Source organism: Alcaligenes sp. WGS1538 (genome assembly GCF_043187505.1).
Taxonomy (GTDB): Bacteria; Pseudomonadota; Gammaproteobacteria; order Burkholderiales; family Burkholderiaceae_B; genus Alcaligenes.
The window spans coordinates 3546461-3567615 of sequence record NZ_CP171109.1 but is presented as its reverse complement, the minus strand read 5'-3'; the positions used below and the strand labels follow the sequence as shown (position 1 = coordinate 3567615).

Sequence of the window (21155 nt, the reverse complement as noted above, 5' to 3'; positions counted from 1 at the left end):
TGGGTATGCTGGCACGGCTGTGATGTAGTGGCAAGCATCATCGTCGGAGCATGTCACATGGATAGCAAGGCAGTCAGCTGGATCAATGGCTTCATCGGGGTAGCTATTTTCGCGGGGTCCTTGCCGGCCACCCGCGCCGCCGTGCTGGGGTTCGACCCGTTTTTCCTGACCGGCGCGCGAGCGGCGGCGGCCGCCCTGCTGGGCGCCGTCCTGCTGACGGTCCTGCGTGCGCCGCGCCCGCAGCGCGCGGACTTGCCGGCCCTGTTCCTGGTCGCCTTGGGCGTCGTGCTCGGTTTTCCCTTGCTGACGGCGCTGGCGCTGCAATACGTCACTTCCGCCCATTCCATCGTCTTTGTCGGCTTGCTGCCTTTGTGCACGGCTGCCTTCGGCGTGCTGCTGGCGGGCGAGCGCCACCGCCCCGCGTTCTGGGTGTGTTCGCTCCTGGGCAGCGCCGTCGTGGTGGGGTATGCCGCTCGCGATGGCCTGGACGCGTCCTGGCAGGGCGATTCCCTGATGCTGGCCGCCGTCGTGGTCTGCGGCCTGGGTTATGCCGAAGGCGCGCGTCTGTCGCGCCGGCTGGGCGGCTGGCAGGTAATCTGCTGGGCCCTGCTTCTGTCGCTGCCCGCCATGGCCGCCATGGCGATCTGGCGCTGGCCGTCCAGCTTCGCTTCGGTGAGCCTGCCCGCCTGGCTGGGTTTTGGCTATGTGTCCCTGTTCAGCATGTTGCTGGGTTTCGTGTTCTGGTACCGGGGATTGGCGCACGGCGGCATTGCCGCGGTAGGGCAGTTGCAGTTGCTGCAGCCGTTCATGGGCCTGGCCCTGGCGGCCGCCCTGCTGGGGGAGGCCGTCAGCATCGGCATGGTGCTGGTCACCCTGGGCGCCGTGCTGTGCGTGGCCGGCGCGCGCCGATTCGCATCTTGAATGAAAAAAACCGGCTTATCGCTAGGCCGATAAGCCGGTGTGAAGTTGCTGCTTGCTGCTTTCTTATTCCAGGCCGCCCTTACGCTTCGGCGTGCTTGGCTGCTTCGATGGCGGCGTGCTTGTCTTCTTTGGCGCCGTTGAAGAACAGGTTCAACAGGACGGCGGCAATGGAGGTCAGCAGGATGCCCGATTCGATCAGGGGGTGGATGGCGTGAGGCATCCACTGCATGTAGTTGGGCGCGACCAGGGGAATCATGCCCACGCCGATCGAGATGGCTACGATCATGGAGTTGTTGCGATTGGTCTTGTAGTCCACGCCCGACAGGATGCGGATGCCGGTGGCGGTCACCATGCCGAACATCACGATGCCGGCGCCGCCCAGCACCACGGTGGGCAGGGACTCGACCAGGGCGGCCATCTTGGGCAGCAGGCCCAGGATGACCAGGATGACGCCGCCGGCCACGCACACGAAGCGGCTGCGCACGCCGGTCACCGCCACCAGGCCCACGTTCTGCGAGAAGCTGGAGTAGGGGAAGGTGTTGAAGATGCCGCCCAGCAAGGTGCCCAGGCCATCGGTGCGCAGGCCGCGCGCCAGGTCTTTCTGGTCAACCTTCTTGCCCGTCATGTCGCTCAGCGCGAGGAACATGCCGGTGGACTCGATCAGCACCACGATCATGACCAGCGTCATGGTGGCGATGTGCAGGGCGTCGAACTTGGGCATGCCGAAGTGGAAAGGCAGCACCAGGTCCACCCAGTCGGCCTTGGCGACTTTTTCATAGGTCATGATGCCCATGGCCGAGGCGATGATGGCGCCGATCACGATGCCCAGCAGCACGGCGACGTTGGCCAGGAAGCCCTTGCAGAACTTGGCGATCAGCAGGATGGACACCAGCACGATGGCGGCGATTCCCAGGCCGGTCAGGTTGGCGTAGCGAGGGTTGGGAACGGTGGGCTTGAGCACCAGGCCGTCCGGCGGAGGCGGCAGGGCCGAGCCGGGCATGGCGGCCGCCGACTGCGCATGCTGCAGCCAGGCCAGGTGATCGGGGTTCACCACGGATGGCGCGGTCGGGCCCACGGGGTTGCCGAAGATCCAGTTGATGCCCACGCGCATCAGCGTGATGCCGATCATGGCGATGATGGTGCCCGTCACCACGGGCGGAAAGAAGCGCAGCATCTTGCTGACGGCCGGCGCGATGATCATGGTGATGATGCCCGCGCCGATCACCGTGCCAAAGAGCAATTGCGCGCCTTCGTGCCCGGGATTGGCCTGCGCCATGGACACCATGGGGCCGACGGCCGCGAAGGTCACGCCCATCATGACGGGCAGCTTGATGCCGAAATATTGGGTGAAACCCAGCGACTGGATGATGGACACCAGGCCGCAGACGAAAAGGTCGGCCGCGATCAGGATCGATACCTCTTCGGACGAGAGGTTGAGTGCGCGGCCCACAATCAGTGGAACCGCCACGGCACCCGCATACATCACCAGGACGTGTTGCAGGCCGAGGACGGCAAGTTTCCCGTTTGGTAAACGTTCGTCGACGGGTGCGGAGGTAGTGCTCGTACCCATGAAATGTCTCCGTATTGGATGAGTTGTTGTGCAGAACAACGCCAATGTAATGGAGTGATGGGGTCTGTTCATAATCGAATTCATATACAGGCCCCCGCAAACTACCTATAAGTCAGGGAAAACCCGTGCAAAATGAGGGGGTATTGAGCGATTTTCAAGGGAGATAAGGGAAAACCCCGTGCCGGACATGGTCTTAGGGCTTATACGTAACTTCTTATTACGTACCGGAGCGACATAACGTTTGACATGGATGAGAGGCCGACGGCGAAGGGCAGGCTGTCATTATGCGCTAAGCGCAATCACGACGTGCATGCTTGACTGGCGGGAGCGGTTCGGCCTCGGTACGGTTCGCGGGCGAGCTCCGGATGAAAAAGGCGGGGCCGGGAAGAGGCCCGTATCGTCTTACGTGGCACTGTTGTAAAAACGCATTCCCTGAAATTCAGAGTGGCGTGTTAACGAGTTGGCGCTTCGTTACATGCGTTTTCATAGCGGCTTAGGCTGTGTATGGCTTAGGGCTTACCCTCGATGGTATGATCGCATGCAAGACTTTTTGCCTGCCTGAGGCTTTCCGCGTCATGTTGTTGCTGCGCCAGCCGCAGCTTTTTTATTCTCTGGAAAAATCAGAGCGGCGTGCAGAGAAAGTGATTCGAATTTCTGTATTTGTAATGGTGAATGCGGAAATTGAAATTATGCGGCTCGTGATATCACGCTGTTTATGTGGACGAAGGTATTGGAATAGGCATCCCGTTTACTTCAAAGGTAAAGTCTTTCGATCTATTGGCATAATAATCATAAGAATATTTTGGCAGTCGGGAATAAGTGAAGAGGATATGGGCTATAAACTCATCAAAAGAATAAAAAACGCCTTGAGCGCAATGCTGAAGAGTCAGGAAAAGAAACGGGTTGCGAATAATTTAATAATGCGACCAAATGTAAAAAATGCTCCTGCTTGCTGTGGTGCATTTTTTTTCGTCCTGGGCGCGAAGGCGCCGCCGCGAGCAAAGGCCGGGCTGGCCTGGCAGTTACGAGTCCTGTGCTGATAGGGCGATCAATAAAGATGCAAAAGGGTAATGTGAGTGTTCCAAGATAAAGTCGAAGATGCCATCGGGCAGGACGCATCCGGCGCAGCGCAAGGCAAACCTGATTTGGCTGCAAGTCCGATTGCTATTGTTGGCATGGCATTCCGGTTTCCGGGCGATATGTCGCAGGCCGGCGAGTTCTGGAATGCGCTCAAGGAAAAGCGTGATCTGGTCACGCAAATTCCCGCTGAACGTTGGGCGACGCAAGAGTTGCAACATGACAAGCGGTCCGAGCCGGGCCGCAGTATTACGTTTTCAGCGGGCGTTCTTTCCCGCATCGATGAATTCGATGCCGGTTTTTTCGGCATATCGCCGCGGGAGGCCGCGTGGCTGGACCCGCAGCAGCGCCTGCTGCTGGAGCTTTCCTGGGAGGCCATGGAAAATGCGGGCGTGGCGCCCTCGTCCCTGGCCGGCACCGATTGCGCCGTGTATGTCGGCATTTCGGGCCTGGACTATGGCATGCGGGGCCTGGATGACCTGGCCGGCCTGACCTCGCACCTGATGACGGGCAACACCCTGAGCATCGCGGCCAATCGCCTGTCGTATATCTATGATCTGCACGGCCCGTCGCTGGCCGTCGATACGGCGTGTTCCTCGTCGCTGGTGGCGCTGCATCAGGCGTGCGCCAGCCTGCGCGCGGGCGAGGCGTCCGCCGCGCTGGTGGGCGGCGTCAATCTGCTGCTGCATCCCTATCCCTTTGTCGGGTTCACCAAAGCGTCCATGCTGTCGGCCGATGGCCGCTGCAAGCCGTTCGACGCATCCGGCAATGGCTATGTGAGGGCCGAAGGCGGGGCAGTGCTGATGCTCAAGCCCTTGCACCAGGCCCTGGCCGATGGCGATCACATCCAGGCGCTGATCCTGGCCAGCGGCGCCAATGCAGACGGCGCCCGCAAGACCGGCATCACCATTCCCAGCAGCGAGGGCCAGGTGGAGCTCATGCGCTCGGTCCTGGGCAGGAGCGGCATTGCCGCCGGCGATGTGGACTTCGTGGAAGCGCACGGCACGGGAACGGCCGTGGGCGATCCCATCGAGGCATCGGCCATCGGGGCGGTGTACGGCCGGGGCCGCAAGCAGGCGCTGCCCATCAGTTCGGTCAAGGCCAATCTCGGGCATATGGAATCGGCGTCCGGCATGGCCGGACTGGTCAAGGCCGTGCTCGCCTTGCAGAACCGCGCCTTGCCGCCCGCGCTGCACCTGGTCACGCCCAACCCGGAAATCGACTTTGCCGGCCTGAACCTGGAGTTGGTGCCGGAATACCGCGCCTTGCGGCGCGAGGATGGCAAGCCGCTGGTCGCCGGCGTGAACTCGTTTGGGTTCGGCGGGGCCAATGCGCACGTGCTGCTGCAGGAATATGTACACGAACCGGAACGGCGGGCCGACCTGGAGGAGGCGGGTCTGCCGCCTCTGGCCTTATCGGCCAAGACGGACGGCGCCTTGCGCGAAATGGCGCAGCGCTATGCCGAACTGCTGGAAGGCAAGTCGCAGCAGCAATATTACGATGTCAGCTACGCGGCGGCGCATCGACGCGAACACCTGTCCCGCGGCTTGATCCTGCGCCCCGCCTCGGTGGCCGGGGCCGTGGCGCTGCTGCGCCAGTATGCGCAGACAGGAGAGCCCGAAGGACTGGTCACCGCCGAGGCCCTGGCGCAAAGCGGCGACGTGGCGTTTGTCTATTCCGGCAACGGCGCGCAGTGGCTCGGCATGGGCGTGACGCTGTTGCAGGAATCAGCGCGCTTTGCCGCCTTGCTGCGCGAACTGGATGCCATGATGCTGCCGATGGCGGGTTTTTCCATCCTGGAGCAGCTTCGGGCCGATCAAGCCCAATCCCGGCTGGACGACACCACCGTCGCCCAGCCTTTGCTGTTCGCCATACAGGTCGCAGTGACGCGCATGCTCCGGGAGGACGGCGTCACACCGACCGCGGTAGCCGGCCACAGCGTAGGCGAAATTGCCGCGGCATGGGCCGCGGGCGCGCTGGACCTGGAGCAGGCCATTCGCGTGATCTGCGCCCGCAGCCAGGCCCAGGGCCTGACCCGAGGGTCGGGCCGCATGGCCGCGGTCGCGCTGTCCGCCGCCGCGGCTCACGAGCTGATGGCAGAACTGGGTGACGATCTTGGGGTGGAAGTCGCCGGCTTCAACAGTCCCGGCAACATCACCCTGTCAGGCAAGCTGGAGGGCTTGACGCGTATCCAGGCCGCGCTTGAACCCAAAGGCGTCTTCTTTCGCCTGCTGGACCTGGACTATGCCTTCCATAGCCGCCATATGGACCCCATCGCCGGCCACTTGGCCGAGCAGTTGCGGGGTTTGCGGCCAGGTCAGGGCGCGGCGCAGGCGCGCTTCATTTCGACAGTGACCGGCGATGAGCTGGAGGCGCAGTTCCTGGACGCCGACTATTGGTGGCGCAATATCCGCGAGCCGGTGCGTTTCGCGGACGCCATGGCGAAGCTGGCGCAACTGGGATGCCGCGTGTTCCTGGAAATCGGACCGCATGCCATCTTGCAACGCTATATTCGCGAATCCTTGACCGAAGCGGGCGTGCAGGCGGGAGTGCTGTCCACGCTGCGCAAGCAGGATGACGGCGCGTGGCGCATCGCCGAGGCGGCGCTGCGCGTGCAGCTCCTGGTCCCGGCGCAACTGAAGGCGCAGTTTCCCGCGGTCGGCGAACAGGTCGAGCTGCCTGCCTACCCATGGCAGCGGGAACGCCACTGGTACAGCGTGACCTCGGAAGGCTTGCGTTCCATGGAGCGTCGCCGCGTGCACGATTTGCTGGGATGGCGGCTGTTCGATGCCGACATGGCCTGGGAGAATGTGCTCGATCCCGTGATGCTGCCCTGGCTGGCGGATCACAAAGTGGGCGGCGCCATCGTGTTTCCCGGCGCGGCGTACACCGAGATGGCCCTGGCCGCGGCCCGCGAGTGGCTGGGCGAGCCCCTGCTCGTCGTGGACGAGCTGGACATCCTGGCGCCCCTGGTGTTCGACGGCGAGCATGCCCGCTCGCTGCGCTTCCTGCTCAATCCGCGCGACGGCGGCTTCCAGATCAAGAGCCGTCAGCGTCTGAGCAACGATGAATGGGTGCTGCACGCGGTTGGCCGCATCCTGGAGTCCGACGGCCGTATGCCGGCCCCCCGCATCGGGCCGGTCGGGGAGCAGGGCAGGCAGATCGATCACTCGACGCATTACCGTCTGGCGAGTGCGCTTGGGCTGGACTATGGTCCGGCCTTCCAGGGCTTGCAGCAGGTGCGCGTCGACGGTTCTTGCCTGGAAGCCGGGCTGCTCATGCCCGAAAGTCTTGTGCAGAATGGTTACCTGCTGCATCCGGCGCTCATGGATGTGTGCTACCAGACATTGGTCGATTTTTTCGCCCAGGATATCGAGGCCGGGCATGGCGTGGCCTTGCTGCCCGTCAAGGTCGGCCGTCTGGAGCTGGCTGCGTCCGGGTACGTCACCCATTTCCGGGCCCGGCTGCGCCGGCGCAGCGTGCGTTCCGTCCTGGCGGATTTCGAATTGCTGACCGAGGACGGCGTCTTGCTGGCCCGGATGACAGGCTGCCGATTCCGTGCCGCGCACTTCATGCGCCAGGATCGCCAGGCCGTGATGAAGTGGCAGGTCGTGCCATGGCTGCGCCCGCACCCGCGCGATGACAGGCCGGCGGTCGCGACGCTGCCCGAGCAGCTGGTCGAAGCCGGCTGGGAGGCATTGACGGACCTGTCCGAAGAGCGCGAAAAATGGTTCCGGCAGACATTGCCGCTGCTGGATGCCTTGGCGCTGTCTTTTGTGTATGAAGCGTTCCGGGAGGTGTCCGGAACCGGGGCGGCCGTGCCGCATTCGGTACTCGCCAGTTCGTACGGACGGTGGATGAAGAATTTGCTGCAGCAGGAAGACCTGTTGCAGGAGCAAGGGGATGGCTGGGCGCTGGTCGCTGATGCCGATTTGCCTGCGGCCGCCGAGCTCTGGCGCATCATTCTGCGCGACTCGCCGGCCAGCCTGCCGCAATTGACGCAGATCGGCCGGGTCGGAACGCAGCTGCCCGCCTTGTTGCGCGGCGAGCTGGCAGGCGAGGATCTGCTGGCTTCCTTGCGGCGCTCTCCCGTGGCGGAGGTGCTGTACCACGACGATCCCATGTATCTGGGCGTGCGACTTGCGCTCGAGGCGCAGCTGCGCCTGCTGGCCGCGCAACTGCCGGCTCATCAGCGCCTGCGCGTGCTGGAGGTTGCAGTCGGGCCCAGCGAATTGCCCAAGACCCTGGCGGCCTGCCTGTCGGAAGATCGCTTTGATTATGTGCTGGCCTTGGCAGATCCAGACCTGCAGGCGCGGCAGAAGGCGGAATACCAGAACCAGGGCAACGTCCAGGTCGCGGCCTTCGATCTGCTTGATTGGCAAGTAAGCGCGGAAGCCGACATTCCCCATGCCTTCGATGTCGTGATCCTGCGTCATTGCCTGCATCGCACCGTGCAGGTGCGCGCGGCCCTGGCGCGGACACGCGCCTGGCTGGCGGCTGGCGGCGTGCTGGCCGTGGCCGAATGCCATCCTGACTGGCATGCGGACCTGCTGGCCGGCCTGGATGTGGACTGGTGGCATGCGGGGAGCGATTCCCAGGCGTCTTCATCCTTGCTGTCGCCTGAAGGGTGGCGCAGGGCCCTGGAGCAAGAGGGTTTCGAACAGGAGCAGGTGGCTGTCGAACCTGCCGCGCAATCGCTGGCGGAAGGGGCTTACCTGGTTCTGGCCCGCAACGTCGATGGCAGCGTGGCTCGCGCTCCGGCGCCGGCCGCCGCCTGGCTGCTGCTGGCCGATGCCGCCTCTCAGGAGCTGGCCGAGCGTTTGCGCGTTCGCCTGCAGGGAGCTGAGCAGAATGTGCGCGTGGCAAGCTTGCCGCTGCAAGACGGTGCTTGCCCGCTCGAGGGCAAGATCAACGTGGTCCACATGCTGGGGTGGGATGATACGGCGGCTCAGGCGGCGGAGACTGCTTCCGCGTTGCTGGAGCTGGTCCAGTCCCTTGCCAGGCAGCCCAGCGATTCTTGCTCCCTATGGGTATTGACGCGGGGAGGGGCCATGCCCGCCGGCGGGCAGATGCCCGAATGGGCCGCCAATCCGGCGCAGTCCTCCTTGTGGGGATTCGGCCGGGTGATCATGAATGAATATCCCGCCCTGTCTTGTGCATTGATAGACCTGGCCGGCGACGCCCAGGCGGCCGATCTGCCCGCAAGGCTGGAATCCGAATTGCTGTGGCCGGATGGCGCCAATGAAATCGTCCTGTCCGAGCAGGCGCGCCATACCCTGGTCCTGAAGGAGGCCGAGACGCGCCGCACTCGCAAGGCGGAACCTGGAACGCGCTTCCGCCTCGACTTCCATGTGCCGGGGCAGTTGCGCAATCTGGAGTGGCTGGCGACCGAGGACCGTGCGTTGGCCGATGATGAAATCGAAGTACGCACGATGGCGGCGGGGCTGAATTTCCGGGATGTCATGTACTTGATGGGGCTGCTGCCCGACGAAGCGGTGGAGAACGGCTTTGCGGGCGCCAGCCTGGGCCTGGAGTTCTCCGGCGTGATCAGCCGGATCGGCGCCAAGGTCAAGCATCTTTCCGTGGGCCAGCCCGTCATGGGCTTTGGTTCGTCGTGCTTTGCCAGCCACGTGACGACGCGCGCCGATGCCGTCGCACCGATACCTGAAGGGTGGAGCTACAACGCCGCCGCCACGGTGCCGACGGTGTTTTTCACGGTGTATTACGCCTTGACCCGCCTGGCGGATCTGCAGCCTGGCGAGAAAGTGCTGATCCATGGCGCAGCCGGCGGCGTGGGCATTGCCGCCATTCAGCTGGCGCGCCATCTGGGAGCGGAAATCTACGCCACCGCCGGCAGCGACGAAAAACGCGTTTTTGCGTCCCTGCTGGGCGCCGATCATGTCTTTGATTCGCGCAGCCTGTCGTTTGCGCAGGACGTGCTGGACGCCACCGGAGGCGAAGGCGTCGACGTGGTGCTCAACTCGCTGGCGGGCGAAGCCATGCGCCGCAGCCTGGATGTGTTGCGACCCTTCGGGCGCTTCCTGGAGCTGGGCAAGCGGGACTTTTTCGAGAACACGCCTATCGGCCTGCGCCCCTTCAAGAGCAATATCAGTTATTTCGGCATCGATGCGGACCAGTTGCTGACGGGCCGGCCGGCGCTGGCCGCCCGCTTGTTCCAGGACGTGATGCGCCTGTTCCACGATGAAGCGCTGTTCCCCCTGCCGTACCGCACCTTTGCGGCCGAGCGGGTCGTGGATGCGTTCCGGGCCATGCAGCAGGCGCGCCATATCGGCAAGATCGTCGTGTCCATGGACGACGCCCAGCCCCGGATCACATCGATGGACAAACCGGCTGCGGTGGCGCTGTCCGGGCAGGGCGCCTGGCTGGTGACGGGCGGCTTGTCGGGCTTTGGCCTGGCGTCCGCGCGCTGGCTGGCCGAGCGCGGGGTGCGTTCGCTGGTGCTGGTCGGACGGCGCGGCCTGGACACCCCGGGCGCGCAACAGGCGGTGGATGAATTGACGGCACAGGGCTGCCGTGTGCTGGCGGCGGCGTGCGACGTTGCCGACATGGAGGCGCTGCGGGATCTGATGGCGCGGTTGAAGCAGGAAAATATCCCGCTGACAGGCGTGCTGCACGCGGCGGCCGCGTTCGACGACCGCCTGATCGCCAATCTGGATGCGGACAGCTTCAACAAGGTCATGGGCGCCAAGCTGTCGGGCGCCTGGAATCTGCATCAGGCAACGGCGTCCATGGACCTGTCGCATTTTGTCTTGTATTCCTCGATCACGACGGCCATCGGCAATCCTGGGCAGGCCAACTATGTGGCTGCCAATGCGGGCCTTGAAGGCTTGACGCGCCTGCGCCGCCGCATGGGGCTGCCGGCCAATTGCATTGCCTGGGGCCCCATCGGCGATGCGGGCTACCTGACGCGCAACGAGCTGGTCAAAGACAGCCTTGGGCAGCGCCTGGGCAAGCCGCCCCTGCCGGCGGCGCTTGCCCTGGCGCAGCTCGACGAGGTCCTGGCCGGCGAAGGCGGCATTGCCATCCCCGCCAACTTTGATTGGAGCGTGCTGGCCCGCTTGTTGTCGTCTGCGGACAGTTCGCGATTCGCGATGCTGAACCGCGGGCGCAAGGAGCAGGACTCGGGCGGCGATGTGGCGGATATCCAGGCGCTTATCGCGGGCAAGTCGCCCGAGCAGGTTCAAGACATCGTGGCCGCATGGGTGGCCCAGGAAGTGGCCGATATCTTGCGCACGGATGTGGACCGTATCGAACCCAATCGCTCTTTGCACGATCTGGGCATGGATTCCTTGATGGCCGTGGAGCTGGCGCTGGGCCTGGAGCAGCGTTTCGGCATACAACTGCCCGCCATGGTGCTGAACGACTCGCCCACGGTGGTCAATGTGGCCGCGCGCATCGTCGAAAAACTGCTTTCCGGAGCCGATGAGGCCGATCAGGCGCAGCCGGCCATGCTCGTGGCCGATGTGGTGCGCCAGCATGGCGCGGATGTGTCGGAGGCGGATATCCAGGATCTGGCGCAGGACGTGCAGCGGTTGGCGGAGCAAGGGACGAAGTTGATTTCATGAGCAAGAACGACATGGCGCCTGCAAGCAAGGCGCAGCTGATTCAACGCATTCTGGGCCGGAAAACCGGCTCGGAGGCGGTAGATGGACGGATGGCGGAGACGGCCGCCGGCGGGCGGCACGCGACGCGGGAGATACCCGAGGCATACACGCGCTTCGACCGGCATCCGGGCTATGAAAAGATGCTGGTGCCCAAGGCCATGGCCGACCGGCTGGGCGTGCGCAATCCATTCTTCCGCAGCCATGACGGCGTCGCGGCGGCCCGGACCCGGATCGGGGGGCGCGACTACCTGAACTTTTCCAATTACAACTACCTGGGCCTGTCGGCGCATCCGCAGGTGAATGCGGCGGCCAAGGCGGCAATAGACCAGTATGGAACGTCGGCGTCGGCAAGCCGGCTGGTCGCGGGCGAACGGCCCGTGCAGCGCGAACTGGAAGAATCGCTGGCCCAAGTCTACGACGTGGATGACTGCGTGGTGTTCGTCAGCGGCCACGCCACCAACGTCAGCACCATCGGATATCTGTTCGGCCCCAAGGATCTGGTCATCCACGACAGCCTGATCCACAACAGCATTTTGCAGGGCATCCAGCTCTCGGGCGCGGCGCGCCGTTCATTCCCTCACAACGACAGCGCCGCCCTGGAGCGCATCCTGGCGGAAATCCGCGGTCAGTTCGAGCGGGTGCTCATCGTGATCGAAGGGCTCTACAGCATGGACGGCGACATTCCGGACCTGCCGGCCTTCATCGACATCAAGCGGCGCTACAAGGCCTTCCTGATGGTGGACGAGGCGCACGCGCTGGGCGTGCTGGGCCAGACCGGCAAGGGTTCTCACGAGCATTTCGGCGTGGCTGGACGGGATGTCGACATCTGGATGGGCACCCTGAGCAAGACCTTGGCCAGTTGCGGCGGTTATATCGCGGGCGATCGGGCCTTGGTCGAGATGCTGAAGTACGCGGCATCCGGCTTCGTGTACAGCGTGGGCATCTCTCCGGTGCTGGCGGCCGCCTCCCTGGAGGCGCTGCGCATCATGCAACGCGAGCCCGAGCGGGTCGAGCGTTTGCGCGCGCGCGGCAGCCAGTTCCTGGCCGCCATGCGTTCCATAGGCGTCGATACCGGCTTTGCCCAGGGGCATGCCGTCGTGCCGGCCATCACCGGCAGTTCCCTGAAGGCGGCCAGGCTTTCAAGCCAGTTGTTCGATGCGGGGATCAACGTCCAACCCATCATCCATCCAGCCGTGGAAGAAAAGGCTGCGCGATTGCGCTTCTTCCTGTCGGCCTCCCATACGGAAGACGATATTCACACCGCCTGTGAAGCCGTCAAAAAGCTAATGAAGAAATAAGCATGTCAGAGTCAAGAAAGAAGATAGCGGAAAAGCTGGCCGGCCTGGGCCGGCCATTGCTGGGCATGGCGCTCGTGTCCTTGCTGGCCGGCTGCGCCACGATGCCGGGCTGGATGCCCGCCGACGGCCCGAGCCGTGAGCAGGTCATGGAAAAACGCGACGGCGGCCGGATCGAAGGCATCAAGCTGGTGAATGTGGACGACGCCCTGGCCAGGAAATTGGCTGCCAGCAAGCGCTTGAGCGACTTTTCCGCCATCTTTTCCAGCACGGCGTCCAACAATTACCTGATCGGCCCCGGCGACGTGCTGGAAGTGTCCGTCTGGGAGGCTCCGCCCGCCATGTTGTTCGGCACGATCGCGCTGGACTCCAAAGCTACGGCGACCACCACCAATGCCGTGGCCTTCCCGCAGCAGATGGTCACGCCCGACGGCATGATCAGCATGCCTTTCGCCGGTCGCATTCCCGTCAAGGGACGCACCACGCAGCAGATCGAGGAAAGCATCGTCAAGCGTCTGCAGGGCAAGGCCAACAACCCCCAGGTGCTGGTGCGCGTCATCCAGAACAACACCTCCAACGTGACGGTGGTGGGCGAGGTGAATCAGAGCACTCTGATGCCGTTGACCCCCAAAGGCGAGCGCCTGCTGGACGCCCTGGCGGCGGGCGGCGGCGTCAAGCAGGCAGTCAATCGCATGGCGATTCAGCTCTCTCGCGACGAGAGCACGGCCACCATGGCCCTGGACACCATCATCCGCGACCCGCGCCAGAACATACTGCTGAAACCGGGCGACGTCATCACGGCCCTGTATCAGCCCCAGAGCTTCTCTATCCTGGGCGCGACGGGCAAGAACGAAGAAATCCAGTTCGAGGCCCAGGGGATTTCCCTGGTCCAGGCCCTGGCCCGTTCGGGCGGCTTGGATGATTCGCGCGCCGATGCGCGCGGGGTGTTCATCTTCCGCTTCGAGGATGCCGCCCTGGTGGATGGCGCTGCGGAAGGGGCGGCCGACAAGAAGGCGGTCGTGCCGGTGGTGTACCAGATCGACCTGCGCGATCCGGGCTCCTTCTTCGTGACGCAGAACTTCCCGGTCCAGGACCGCGACGTCATCTACGTGTCCAATTCGCCGGCAGCCGAGTTCCAGAAGTTCCTGCGCCTGGTGGTGTCGGTGGCCGTGCCTAGCGTGACGCTGAACAATACCTTGAAGTAAAGCATGACTTATTCATTTCTTTCTGACCGGGGTCGGCATGGACGATAGGCCACGCAGTCCCCTGGCGGTTACCTTGGCGGTCTGGCGGGCAATCTTCCTGCGGGAGGCGCTCGACCGCCTGTTCGACATGCGCGCCGCATGGTTCTGGCTGCTGATGGAGCCGGTGCTGCATATCGCTTTCATCACCTTCATCTTCACGGTGATCCGTATGCGTACCGTGGGGGGCATTGATGTCACGGTGTGGATCATCGTGGGCATGCTGGCCTTCTTCACGTTCCGTCGGACTGCTGTACAGGTCATGCATGCGGTGGACAGCAACAAGCCCTTGTTTGCTTACCGTCAGGTCAAGCCGTTCGATACGTCCATCGTGCGCGGCGGCCTGGAAGCTTTCCTGATATTGATGGTGGCTATGGTGATCCTGACGGCAGCTGCTTTCCTGGGACACGATGTATTTCCGGACGATCCCTTGCAGGTTCTCGTCACCATTTTTGGTTTGTGGCTGTTCGGGGTCGGGTATGGGCTTGTGGCGTCGGTACTCATGGCTCTGGTACCGGAGACTGAACACATCCTCAAGATTGCCATGATGCCTTTGTATTTGATCTCAGGCGTCATCATGCCGATTTCTGCCGTACCGCAACCGTATCGAGATCTGCTGCTGATCAATCCTCTGGTACATGGACTGGAGCTGGTTCGGCAAGGGTTTTCCACGTATTACCACATGGTCCCCGGCGTCAGCATGGGGTACTTGTACATGTGGGGAATCGTCAGCTTTTTCCTGGGGCTGGTGCTGTATCGCCGCTTCGCATTGCAGTTGGTGATGAAATGATCATCGTCAATGACGTCTATAAACGTTACAAGACCGAGCACGGCGTCGGCAAATGGGTATTGAAGGGGATCAACCTGACGATTCCCCCGAAAGTGAACGTGGGCTTGATCGGATCGAATGGCGCGGGCAAGTCCACATTGTTACGCCTGATAGGCGGGGTGGATCACCCCACCAAGGGTTCGGTGCAACGGCTGTGCCGGGTGTCCTGGCCCATGGGCAATGGCGGCCTGGAAGGCACTTTGACCGGACGCCAGAACGCCAAGTTCGTGTGCCGGGTGCACGGGCACCAGGACGACTTGGCGGACCGGCTGGCCTTCATCAAGGATTTTTCCGAATTGCGCGATGCGTTTGACGAGCCGGTCAGCACCTATTCGTCCGGCATGCGCTCCCGGCTGCAGTTCGCCCTGTCGTTCGCCTTCAATTTCGATGTGTATATCTCGGACGAGGTGACCGCCGCTGGAGACGCGGCTTTTCGCAAGAAGGCAGCTAAGGCCTTCAAGACCATGACGAATCGTGCCGGTCTGATCATGGTGGCCCACGATGATAAAACACTCAAGCAATTTTGCCAGGCCGGTGTCTGGCTTTATGAGGGACAGGCGCACTGGTTCGATCAGATCGATGACGCCCTGAAAGCTTACAAGGACTCGCTTCCCAAATGACAGATACATCCAGTTCATCCACAGAGGCAAGCTCTGTGGCATCCAACCCATCTTCGGCAGACCAGAAGCCTTTTGGGCGAGTTCGAGCCTGGTTTTCCATCAGCCTGTTCGACCGGCTGGCGCGCCTGGTTTTGATCCTGGCGGTTTTGACCGCGGGATACTGGCTTGTTTTTGCGTCGGACCGGTATGTGTCCGAGGCCAACGTCATCATCCGCAAGACGGATTCGGTGGGAGCGCCATCGTTCGATCTGGGCATGCTGGTGGCAGGCGTTCCCCATGCCGATCGTTCGAATCAACTGCTGTTGCGGGACTACCTCTTGTCCGTGGACATGCTCAAGAAACTGGACCAGGAATTAGACTTGCGCTCGCATTACAGCAGTTCCGCGCATGATCTGGTGTCGCGCATGTGGTTTCAGGATGCGTCCATGGAGTGGTTCCACCGGCATTATCTGTCGCGCGTCCAGGTGGAGTTCGACGAGTTCGCCGGCGTGCTGCGCATCAAGGTGCAAGCCTACGATGCGGAAACGGCCCAAGCCATTGCGCGCATGCTGGTGCAGGAAGGCGAGCGCTACATGAATCTGCTGGGCCATGAAATGGCCCAGGTCCAGGTCGATTTTCTGACCAAGCAGGTAGACGCCGCCCAGCAGCGCTTCCAGCAGGCCAGCCAGGCCTTGCTGAACTACCAGAACCAGGCGGGTCTTCTGTCGCCGCAGGCGACGGCGGAAAGCATCAATGCCATCGTCGCCGGCCTGGAGGCGCAGCGCGCCCAGTTGCAGACGCAACTGGCGTCCCTGCCCAAGTCCCTGGACCGCGATCACCCCAATATCGTGATGCTCAAGCAGGCATTGGCCGCGGTGGACAAGCAGATCAAGCAGGAGAAGCTCAAGCTGGCCACGCCCTCCGGCGGCACCTTGAATGCCTACGTGGAAGAATTTCATCGCCTGGAGATGGACGTGCAGTTCACCCAGGAGCTTTACAAATCGTCCCTGACCGCGCTGGAGAAGGGACGGATCGACGCCACCCGCATGCTGGAGAAGGTTTCGGTACTGCAGTCCGCCACCTTGGCGGAGTACCCGATGGAACCGCGCCGCATCTATAACGCCGTCGTCACCTTGCTGTTGGCGCTGATGCTGGCGGGAATTCTGAAGCTGCTCAAGAGCATCGTGCTGGACCACGTCGACTAATAATAATTTCAAGGGGAGAGATCCATGACTGATATGCCTGCTGTTCAGCAAGAGCAGTCCATTGATGTGCAAAAGGATAGGCGTGTCCAGGCCTTGCAGGAGGAGAACCGCTTGTTGTTTGATCAGTTGCAGGTGGTGCAGGAGGAGCTTGAGCGTCGGTATTATCAGGCCCAAGCTCAACCAAATGTTGCTTCAACTGTTGCCGCGCCGGCCACGGTCATTCACATTGCGCCTGTCGATGAACGCTTGATCGAGGTCCAGGCCGAGAACCTGCGTTGCCAGGCCTTGGTCAAGGCTCAAGGCGAAATACATGCCCTACAGGCCCGCCATGCCTTGGCCATTCAACTGGGCGACATCCTGATCGAGGGCAGCCGTTCCACGGGAGCCATGCTGTCTGTGCCGGCGCGCCTGCACAGGGCTTGGCGCCAGAATCGGCAAGAGACTCCACCTGCGTCCCTGGGCGGCAAGACATTCGACAAAGTGCTTTCAGCCTACCAGGATGGCGGAGAGGCGGCCGTTGAATCCTTGCTGAACCAGGCCTCGGTGTCGACCGCTACGCAGGCCAGCGCCTGGACGGCGGTGGCCCGTACCCAACTGCATATAGATCCGGCCTTGGCGGCGGACATGGCGCGACGCGCCTATGGCTTGGAGCCCCGGCCATTCCGGCAGAAATGGCTGGCGTTCCGCCTGCATGAATCCGGGGACCTGCTCGAGGCCGAGGCTTTGTTGACGCTTCTGCCGGAGGACACCAAGTTCAGCGAATCGGAGGAACGCCAGGCCGGTCGCTTGAAGCGTGAGGCCAGGCAGTATCGCCTGGATCAGGCCTGGCAAATGCATGAGTATGACGATCAACAGGAAAAACTCCAGCAGCAATGGCAAGAGTTGGCTCGTTCCCGGGATGCCTGGGTAAGTCAGGCCGAGCAGCAGCGCGTGCAGTTGGTATCCCTGCAGGATGAGGCGCAGAAGCTGAGACGGGAGCATGAAGACCAGGCCGAAGCGTTAGCACAATTACGTTTGCAATACGAATCTCTGCAGGCCGAATCCGCAGCTGCAATCCAGACTCGTGATCAGCAGATTACGTCGGCAGCGCAGTGGTTTGAGCAGTGTGTGTCTTTACAGACCGGCATTGTGGAGTTGACCCAAGCGCGTGACGAGCAGATTGCGTTAGCTGCGCAGCAGCAGGCGCGCATCGAGGGCCTGCAGGCAGAGTTGGCGGAGCTGAAGCAGACAAATGAGGAGCAAGCGGCGCAGTGTGACTCCTTGCGTTCGGAGCTGGAAGCGCTGACGCAGGCGCATGATGAGCAAGTAGGGCTGGCTGTGCAGCGATTAGTGCAGCAAGATGCCTTGCGTGCAGAATTAATTGACTTGGCTCGATTACGCGATGAGCAGGCGGCGTTGGCGGCGCAACGTCAAGGGGAATTACTGCAACAGGCTCGGGAGCAACTGAATCTGGAAAAGACCAAGATGGCATTGGAAACCCGCCAGCAGGATCTTGAACGTTTGTTAGCTGAGCAGACCCGGCAGGGTGAGGGCCAGATGCAGCAGTTGAGCCTGCAGATGAAAACCATGATGGCTCAACAGCCTGTGCTCCAGACAGTGGTGGAGGAGTTATTCAAGAAGCAGGCCGAGGAGTTGGATAAAGCGCGTCGGCATATTGAAGCAGCGGTCAAAAACAATAGTACTAATGCGGTACGCCAGGTGCAGTCGTTTGTGGGGATGCAGCAGTACTTCAGCACAGGGATGCTGCCCGCCTTCAATAGTGAAGGCCATAGCTGGCCAATCTCGGCGGACTTTGCTCTATTCCTCATGCAGCGGCTGGTACTGGAACGGTATGACCTAGTGATTGAATTCGGTTCAGGCACGTCCACAGTCATTGTGGCTAAAACGTTGACCATGATGGTAGATCATGCAAAGACGCCATTGACCCGCTTTGTCTCTTTTGAGCACTTGGACGTTTATTACCAGCAAACATCAGCCTACTTGCGTCAAGCAGGTTTGAACCATGCTGTCGAACTGATGCTGAAGCCTCTTAAGGACTGGTGTGCATCGGACGATCATATTTATCCCTACTACAGTTGTGAGGACGCATTAGCGGAATTGGCCGGGAGTGCTGACTCGCCGCCACAGCGTGTGCTGGTGATTGTGGATGGGCCGCCTGCCTCAACCGGTCCACAGGCGCGCTATCCTGCTGGGCCGATGGTTGTAAAACATTTCCCTGCCTCCTGCATTGATTTTTTAATGGATGACTATGTTCGTAACGATGAGAAAGAAGTAGTTCAACACTGGTTGACTGATATGACGGCTGCAGGTTTAGCAAGTGCAGTAAGCAATTTCAAATTCGAGAAGGGCGCCTGTCTGTTTACCGTTCACCCTAAGGACGAAAAGGTTTCGTAATGAAGATTCTGACTGTATTCGGCACAAGGCCGGAAGCCATCAAGATGGCGCCGGTAGTCAAGGCCTTGGCCGCGGATCCCGCGTTCGAAGCGCGGGTCTGCGTGACGGGCCAGCACCGCCAGATGCTGGACCAGGTGCTGGATATTTTTTCCATCAGGCCTGATTTTGACCTGAATCTGATGAAGCCAGGCCAGGACCTGTCGGACATCACATGCAATGTGCTGCTGGGCATGCGCGACGTATACCGGCAATGGCAGCCGGACATGATTCTGGTGCATGGCGACACGACCACGACCCTGGCCGCCAGCCTGTCGGCTTACTATGCCAAGGTCAAGGTGGGCCATGTGGAAGCCGGATTGCGCACCCACAACAAGTATTCGCCGTGGCCGGAGGAAATGAACCGCCGCCAGGCCGGGGCCTTGGCGGACTTGCATTTCGCGCCCACTGACCAGGCCCAGGCGCATCTGCTGCGTGAAGGCACGGATCCGGGCACGGTGCATGTCACCGGCAACACGGTGATCGACGCGCTGCTGGAAGTCGCGGAACGCGTCCGCACAGATGCTAGCTTGCGCAGCGGTTTCGACGAGCAGTTTTCCTTCATCGATCCGAAAAAGCGCCTGGTGCTGGTTACCGGACACCGCCGCGAGAATTTTGGTTCGGGCTTCGAAAATATCTGCATCGCCTTGCGCCAGATCGCCTCCCGTGGGGATGTGCAGGTGGTCTACCCGGTGCACCTGAATCCTAACGTGCAGGAACCGGTGCGACGCATCCTGTCGGGCATTTCCGACGTGCACCTGATCGAACCTCTGGATTACCTGCCCTTTGTCTACCTGATGGACCGCTGCGATCTCTTGATCACCGATTCGGGCGGCATACAGGAAGAGGCGCCGTCCCTGGGCAAGCCTGTATTGGTGATGCGAGACACCACGGAGCGCCCCGAGGCCGTCCAGGCCGGCACGGTGCGTCTGGTGGGAACCGAGTCGGGCGCCATCGTCAGCGCGGCCAAGGAGCTGCTGGACGACGCCGCCGCGTACGAGCGCATGTCGCGTGCGCATAATCCCTATGGCGACGGCAAAGCCGCCGCCCGTATTTGCGAAATTCTGAAAAACCTCAATTAATTGAAACGGGAACTACGATGTTTGAAACGATATCCATGATCGGGCTAGGCTATATCGGTTTGCCTACCGCTACTCTGTTTGCTTCGCGCCGCAAGACGGTGATTGGCGTCGACGTCAATCCGCATGCGGTGGATACGATCAACCAGGGCAAGATCCACATCGTCGAACCCGAGCTGGACATTCTGGTGCATGCGGCCGTGTCCGAAAAGTATTTGCGCGCCACCCTGACGCCCGAACCTGCAGATGCTTTTCTGATCGCCGTGCCGACCCCGTTCCTGGATGGCTACAAGCCGGATCTGAGCTACATCGAAGCCAGCGCCAAGGCCATTGCTCCAGTTCTGATCAAGGGGAACCTGGTCATTCTGGAGTCCACATCGCCCGTGGGCACGACCGAACAATTGGCGCAATGGCTGGCTGAAGCGCGCCCCGACCTGACTTTTCCGCAACAGGCCGGCGAGCAGGCCGACGTGCAGGTGGCGTATTGCCCCGAGCGCGTGCTCCCGGGCCGCGTGGTGCACGAATTGGTCAGCAACGATCGCGTCATTGGTGGCATGACGCAAAAGGCCACTGAGATGGCGACCGAGCTGTATCGGATTTTTGTCGAAGGCGCCCTGGTGCCCACCAACGCCCGCACGGCCGAGATGTGCAAGCTGACCGAGAACAGCTTCCGCGACGTCAATATTGCTTTTGCCAACGAGCTGTCACTGATCTGCGACCGTTTGAACATCAATGTGTGGGAATTGATCAGCCTGGCCAACCGGCACCCACGCGTCAATATCCTGCAGCCAGGCGCCGGGGTGGGCGGACACTGCATCGCCGTGGACCCGTGGTTCATCGTGGACAAGACTCCCGAAGAAGCACGCATCATCCGCATGGCGCGCGAGATAAATGATCACAAGCCTGAATGGGTGGTAGGAAAGGTTAAGGCGGCAATATTAGATGTCGTTAAAAATGGGACTGCTAAGCATATAGAAGATGTAAAAGTTACATGCTTGGGTTTGGCTTTCAAGCCAGATATTGATGATCTGCGTGAAAGTCCGGCGATGGAAATTGCAAAAAAAATATGTGAGATTGGTTGTTCTGTGTCTGTGGTTGAGCCAAACGTTTCTACTTTACCGGCGAGCTTAAAAGGTTCTAATGCGCTTTATGAGGATATTCAAGAGGGTCTGCAACATGCAGACGTAATTGTTGTGCTTGTTAAGCATAAGGAATTTATTGCGGAAAAAAATAAAATTAATATGCATGGGAAAGTGATAGATGCAGTCGGGTTGCTTGAGTAAA

The 21155-nt window shown here is 61.5% G+C and carries 12 protein-coding genes; 11 read left to right on the top strand and 1 reads right to left on the bottom strand.

Annotated features, from left to right (window positions below; all coding sequences use genetic code 11):
* The first annotated feature begins 57 nt into the window (after positions 1-57).
* Positions 58-921 carry a DMT family transporter gene (locus ACF3ND_RS16570; RefSeq protein WP_394062418.1) on the top strand — a complete coding sequence of 288 codons (864 nt, stop codon included), beginning with the start codon at positions 58-60 and terminating at the stop codon, positions 919-921.
* 79 nt (positions 922-1000) lie between these two features.
* Here the strand turns inward: ACF3ND_RS16570 and ACF3ND_RS16565 are convergent, their stop codons facing one another.
* Positions 1001-2491, bottom strand: a complete 1491-nt coding sequence (locus ACF3ND_RS16565; RefSeq protein WP_394062416.1) for a nucleobase:cation symporter-2 family protein — start codon at positions 2489-2491, stop codon at positions 1001-1003.
* A gap of 575 nt (positions 2492-3066) precedes the next feature.
* Here ACF3ND_RS16565 and ACF3ND_RS16560 point away from each other — a divergent pair.
* From ACF3ND_RS16560 to wecC, 10 genes are all read left to right on the top strand, one after another.
* Complete coding sequence (locus tag ACF3ND_RS16560; RefSeq protein WP_394062414.1) at positions 3067-3531, top strand: hypothetical protein; 465 nt, start codon at positions 3067-3069, stop codon at positions 3529-3531.
* A 105-nt stretch (positions 3532-3636) separates the two neighbouring features.
* Positions 3637-11154: an SDR family NAD(P)-dependent oxidoreductase gene (locus tag ACF3ND_RS16555; RefSeq protein WP_394065857.1), complete on the top strand. Its 7518-nt coding sequence runs from the start codon at positions 3637-3639 to the stop codon at positions 11152-11154.
* On the top strand, positions 11151-12491 hold the full coding sequence (locus ACF3ND_RS16550) for an aminotransferase class I/II-fold pyridoxal phosphate-dependent enzyme (protein WP_394062412.1): 1341 nt from the start codon (positions 11151-11153) through the stop codon (positions 12489-12491). The genes ACF3ND_RS16555 and ACF3ND_RS16550 overlap by 4 nt, the downstream gene beginning before the upstream one ends.
* A gap of 2 nt (positions 12492-12493) precedes the next feature.
* Positions 12494-13693 carry a polysaccharide biosynthesis/export family protein gene (locus tag ACF3ND_RS16545; protein WP_394062410.1) on the top strand — a complete coding sequence of 400 codons (1200 nt, stop codon included), beginning with the start codon at positions 12494-12496 and terminating at the stop codon, positions 13691-13693.
* 37 nt (positions 13694-13730) lie between these two features.
* Positions 13731-14519, top strand: coding sequence for an ABC transporter permease (locus ACF3ND_RS16540; RefSeq protein ID WP_394062408.1), 789 nt, complete (start codon positions 13731-13733; stop codon positions 14517-14519).
* Entirely contained in the window at positions 14516-15178 is a 663-nt protein-coding gene (locus ACF3ND_RS16535; protein ID WP_394062406.1) for an ABC transporter ATP-binding protein, read from the top strand. Before ACF3ND_RS16540 ends, ACF3ND_RS16535 begins: the two co-directional genes overlap by 4 nt.
* A 188-nt stretch (positions 15179-15366) precedes the next feature.
* A complete protein-coding gene (locus tag ACF3ND_RS16530; protein WP_394062404.1) occupies positions 15367-16362 on the top strand; it encodes a chain-length determining protein in 996 nt (331 codons plus the stop codon).
* Between the two features lie 24 nt (positions 16363-16386).
* Positions 16387-18756 carry a hypothetical protein gene (locus tag ACF3ND_RS16525; protein ID WP_394062402.1) on the top strand — a complete coding sequence of 790 codons (2370 nt, stop codon included), beginning with the start codon at positions 16387-16389 and terminating at the stop codon, positions 18754-18756.
* Complete coding sequence (gene wecB / locus ACF3ND_RS16520; protein ID WP_394062400.1) at positions 18756-19874, top strand: non-hydrolyzing UDP-N-acetylglucosamine 2-epimerase; 1119 nt, start codon at positions 18756-18758, stop codon at positions 19872-19874. Before ACF3ND_RS16525 ends, wecB begins: the two co-directional genes overlap by 1 nt.
* 17 nt (positions 19875-19891) lie before the next feature.
* Positions 19892-21154: a UDP-N-acetyl-D-mannosamine dehydrogenase gene (gene wecC, locus ACF3ND_RS16515; RefSeq protein ID WP_394062398.1), complete on the top strand. Its 1263-nt coding sequence runs from the start codon at positions 19892-19894 to the stop codon at positions 21152-21154.
* Position 21155: the final 1 nt, after the last annotated feature.

What these genes read in the sequence shown, in the direction of transcription:
- ACF3ND_RS16570 (WP_394062418.1), top strand. Translation starts at nt 58, where the DNA reads ATGGATAGCAAGGCAGTCAGCTGGATCAATGGCTTCATCGGGGTAGCT.
- ACF3ND_RS16565 (WP_394062416.1), bottom strand. Translation starts at nt 2,491, where the DNA reads ATGGGTACGAGCACTACCTCCGCACCCGTCGACGAACGTTTACCAAAC.
- ACF3ND_RS16560 (WP_394062414.1), top strand. Translation starts at nt 3,067, where the DNA reads ATGTTGTTGCTGCGCCAGCCGCAGCTTTTTTATTCTCTGGAAAAATCA.
- ACF3ND_RS16550 (WP_394062412.1), top strand. Translation starts at nt 11,151, where the DNA reads ATGAGCAAGAACGACATGGCGCCTGCAAGCAAGGCGCAGCTGATTCAA.
- ACF3ND_RS16545 (WP_394062410.1), top strand. Translation starts at nt 12,494, where the DNA reads ATGTCAGAGTCAAGAAAGAAGATAGCGGAAAAGCTGGCCGGCCTGGGC.
- ACF3ND_RS16540 (WP_394062408.1), top strand. Translation starts at nt 13,731, where the DNA reads ATGGACGATAGGCCACGCAGTCCCCTGGCGGTTACCTTGGCGGTCTGG.
- ACF3ND_RS16535 (WP_394062406.1), top strand. Translation starts at nt 14,516, where the DNA reads ATGATCATCGTCAATGACGTCTATAAACGTTACAAGACCGAGCACGGC.
- ACF3ND_RS16525 (WP_394062402.1), top strand. Translation starts at nt 16,387, where the DNA reads ATGACTGATATGCCTGCTGTTCAGCAAGAGCAGTCCATTGATGTGCAA.
- wecB (WP_394062400.1), top strand. Translation starts at nt 18,756, where the DNA reads ATGAAGATTCTGACTGTATTCGGCACAAGGCCGGAAGCCATCAAGATG.
- wecC (WP_394062398.1), top strand. Translation starts at nt 19,892, where the DNA reads ATGTTTGAAACGATATCCATGATCGGGCTAGGCTATATCGGTTTGCCT.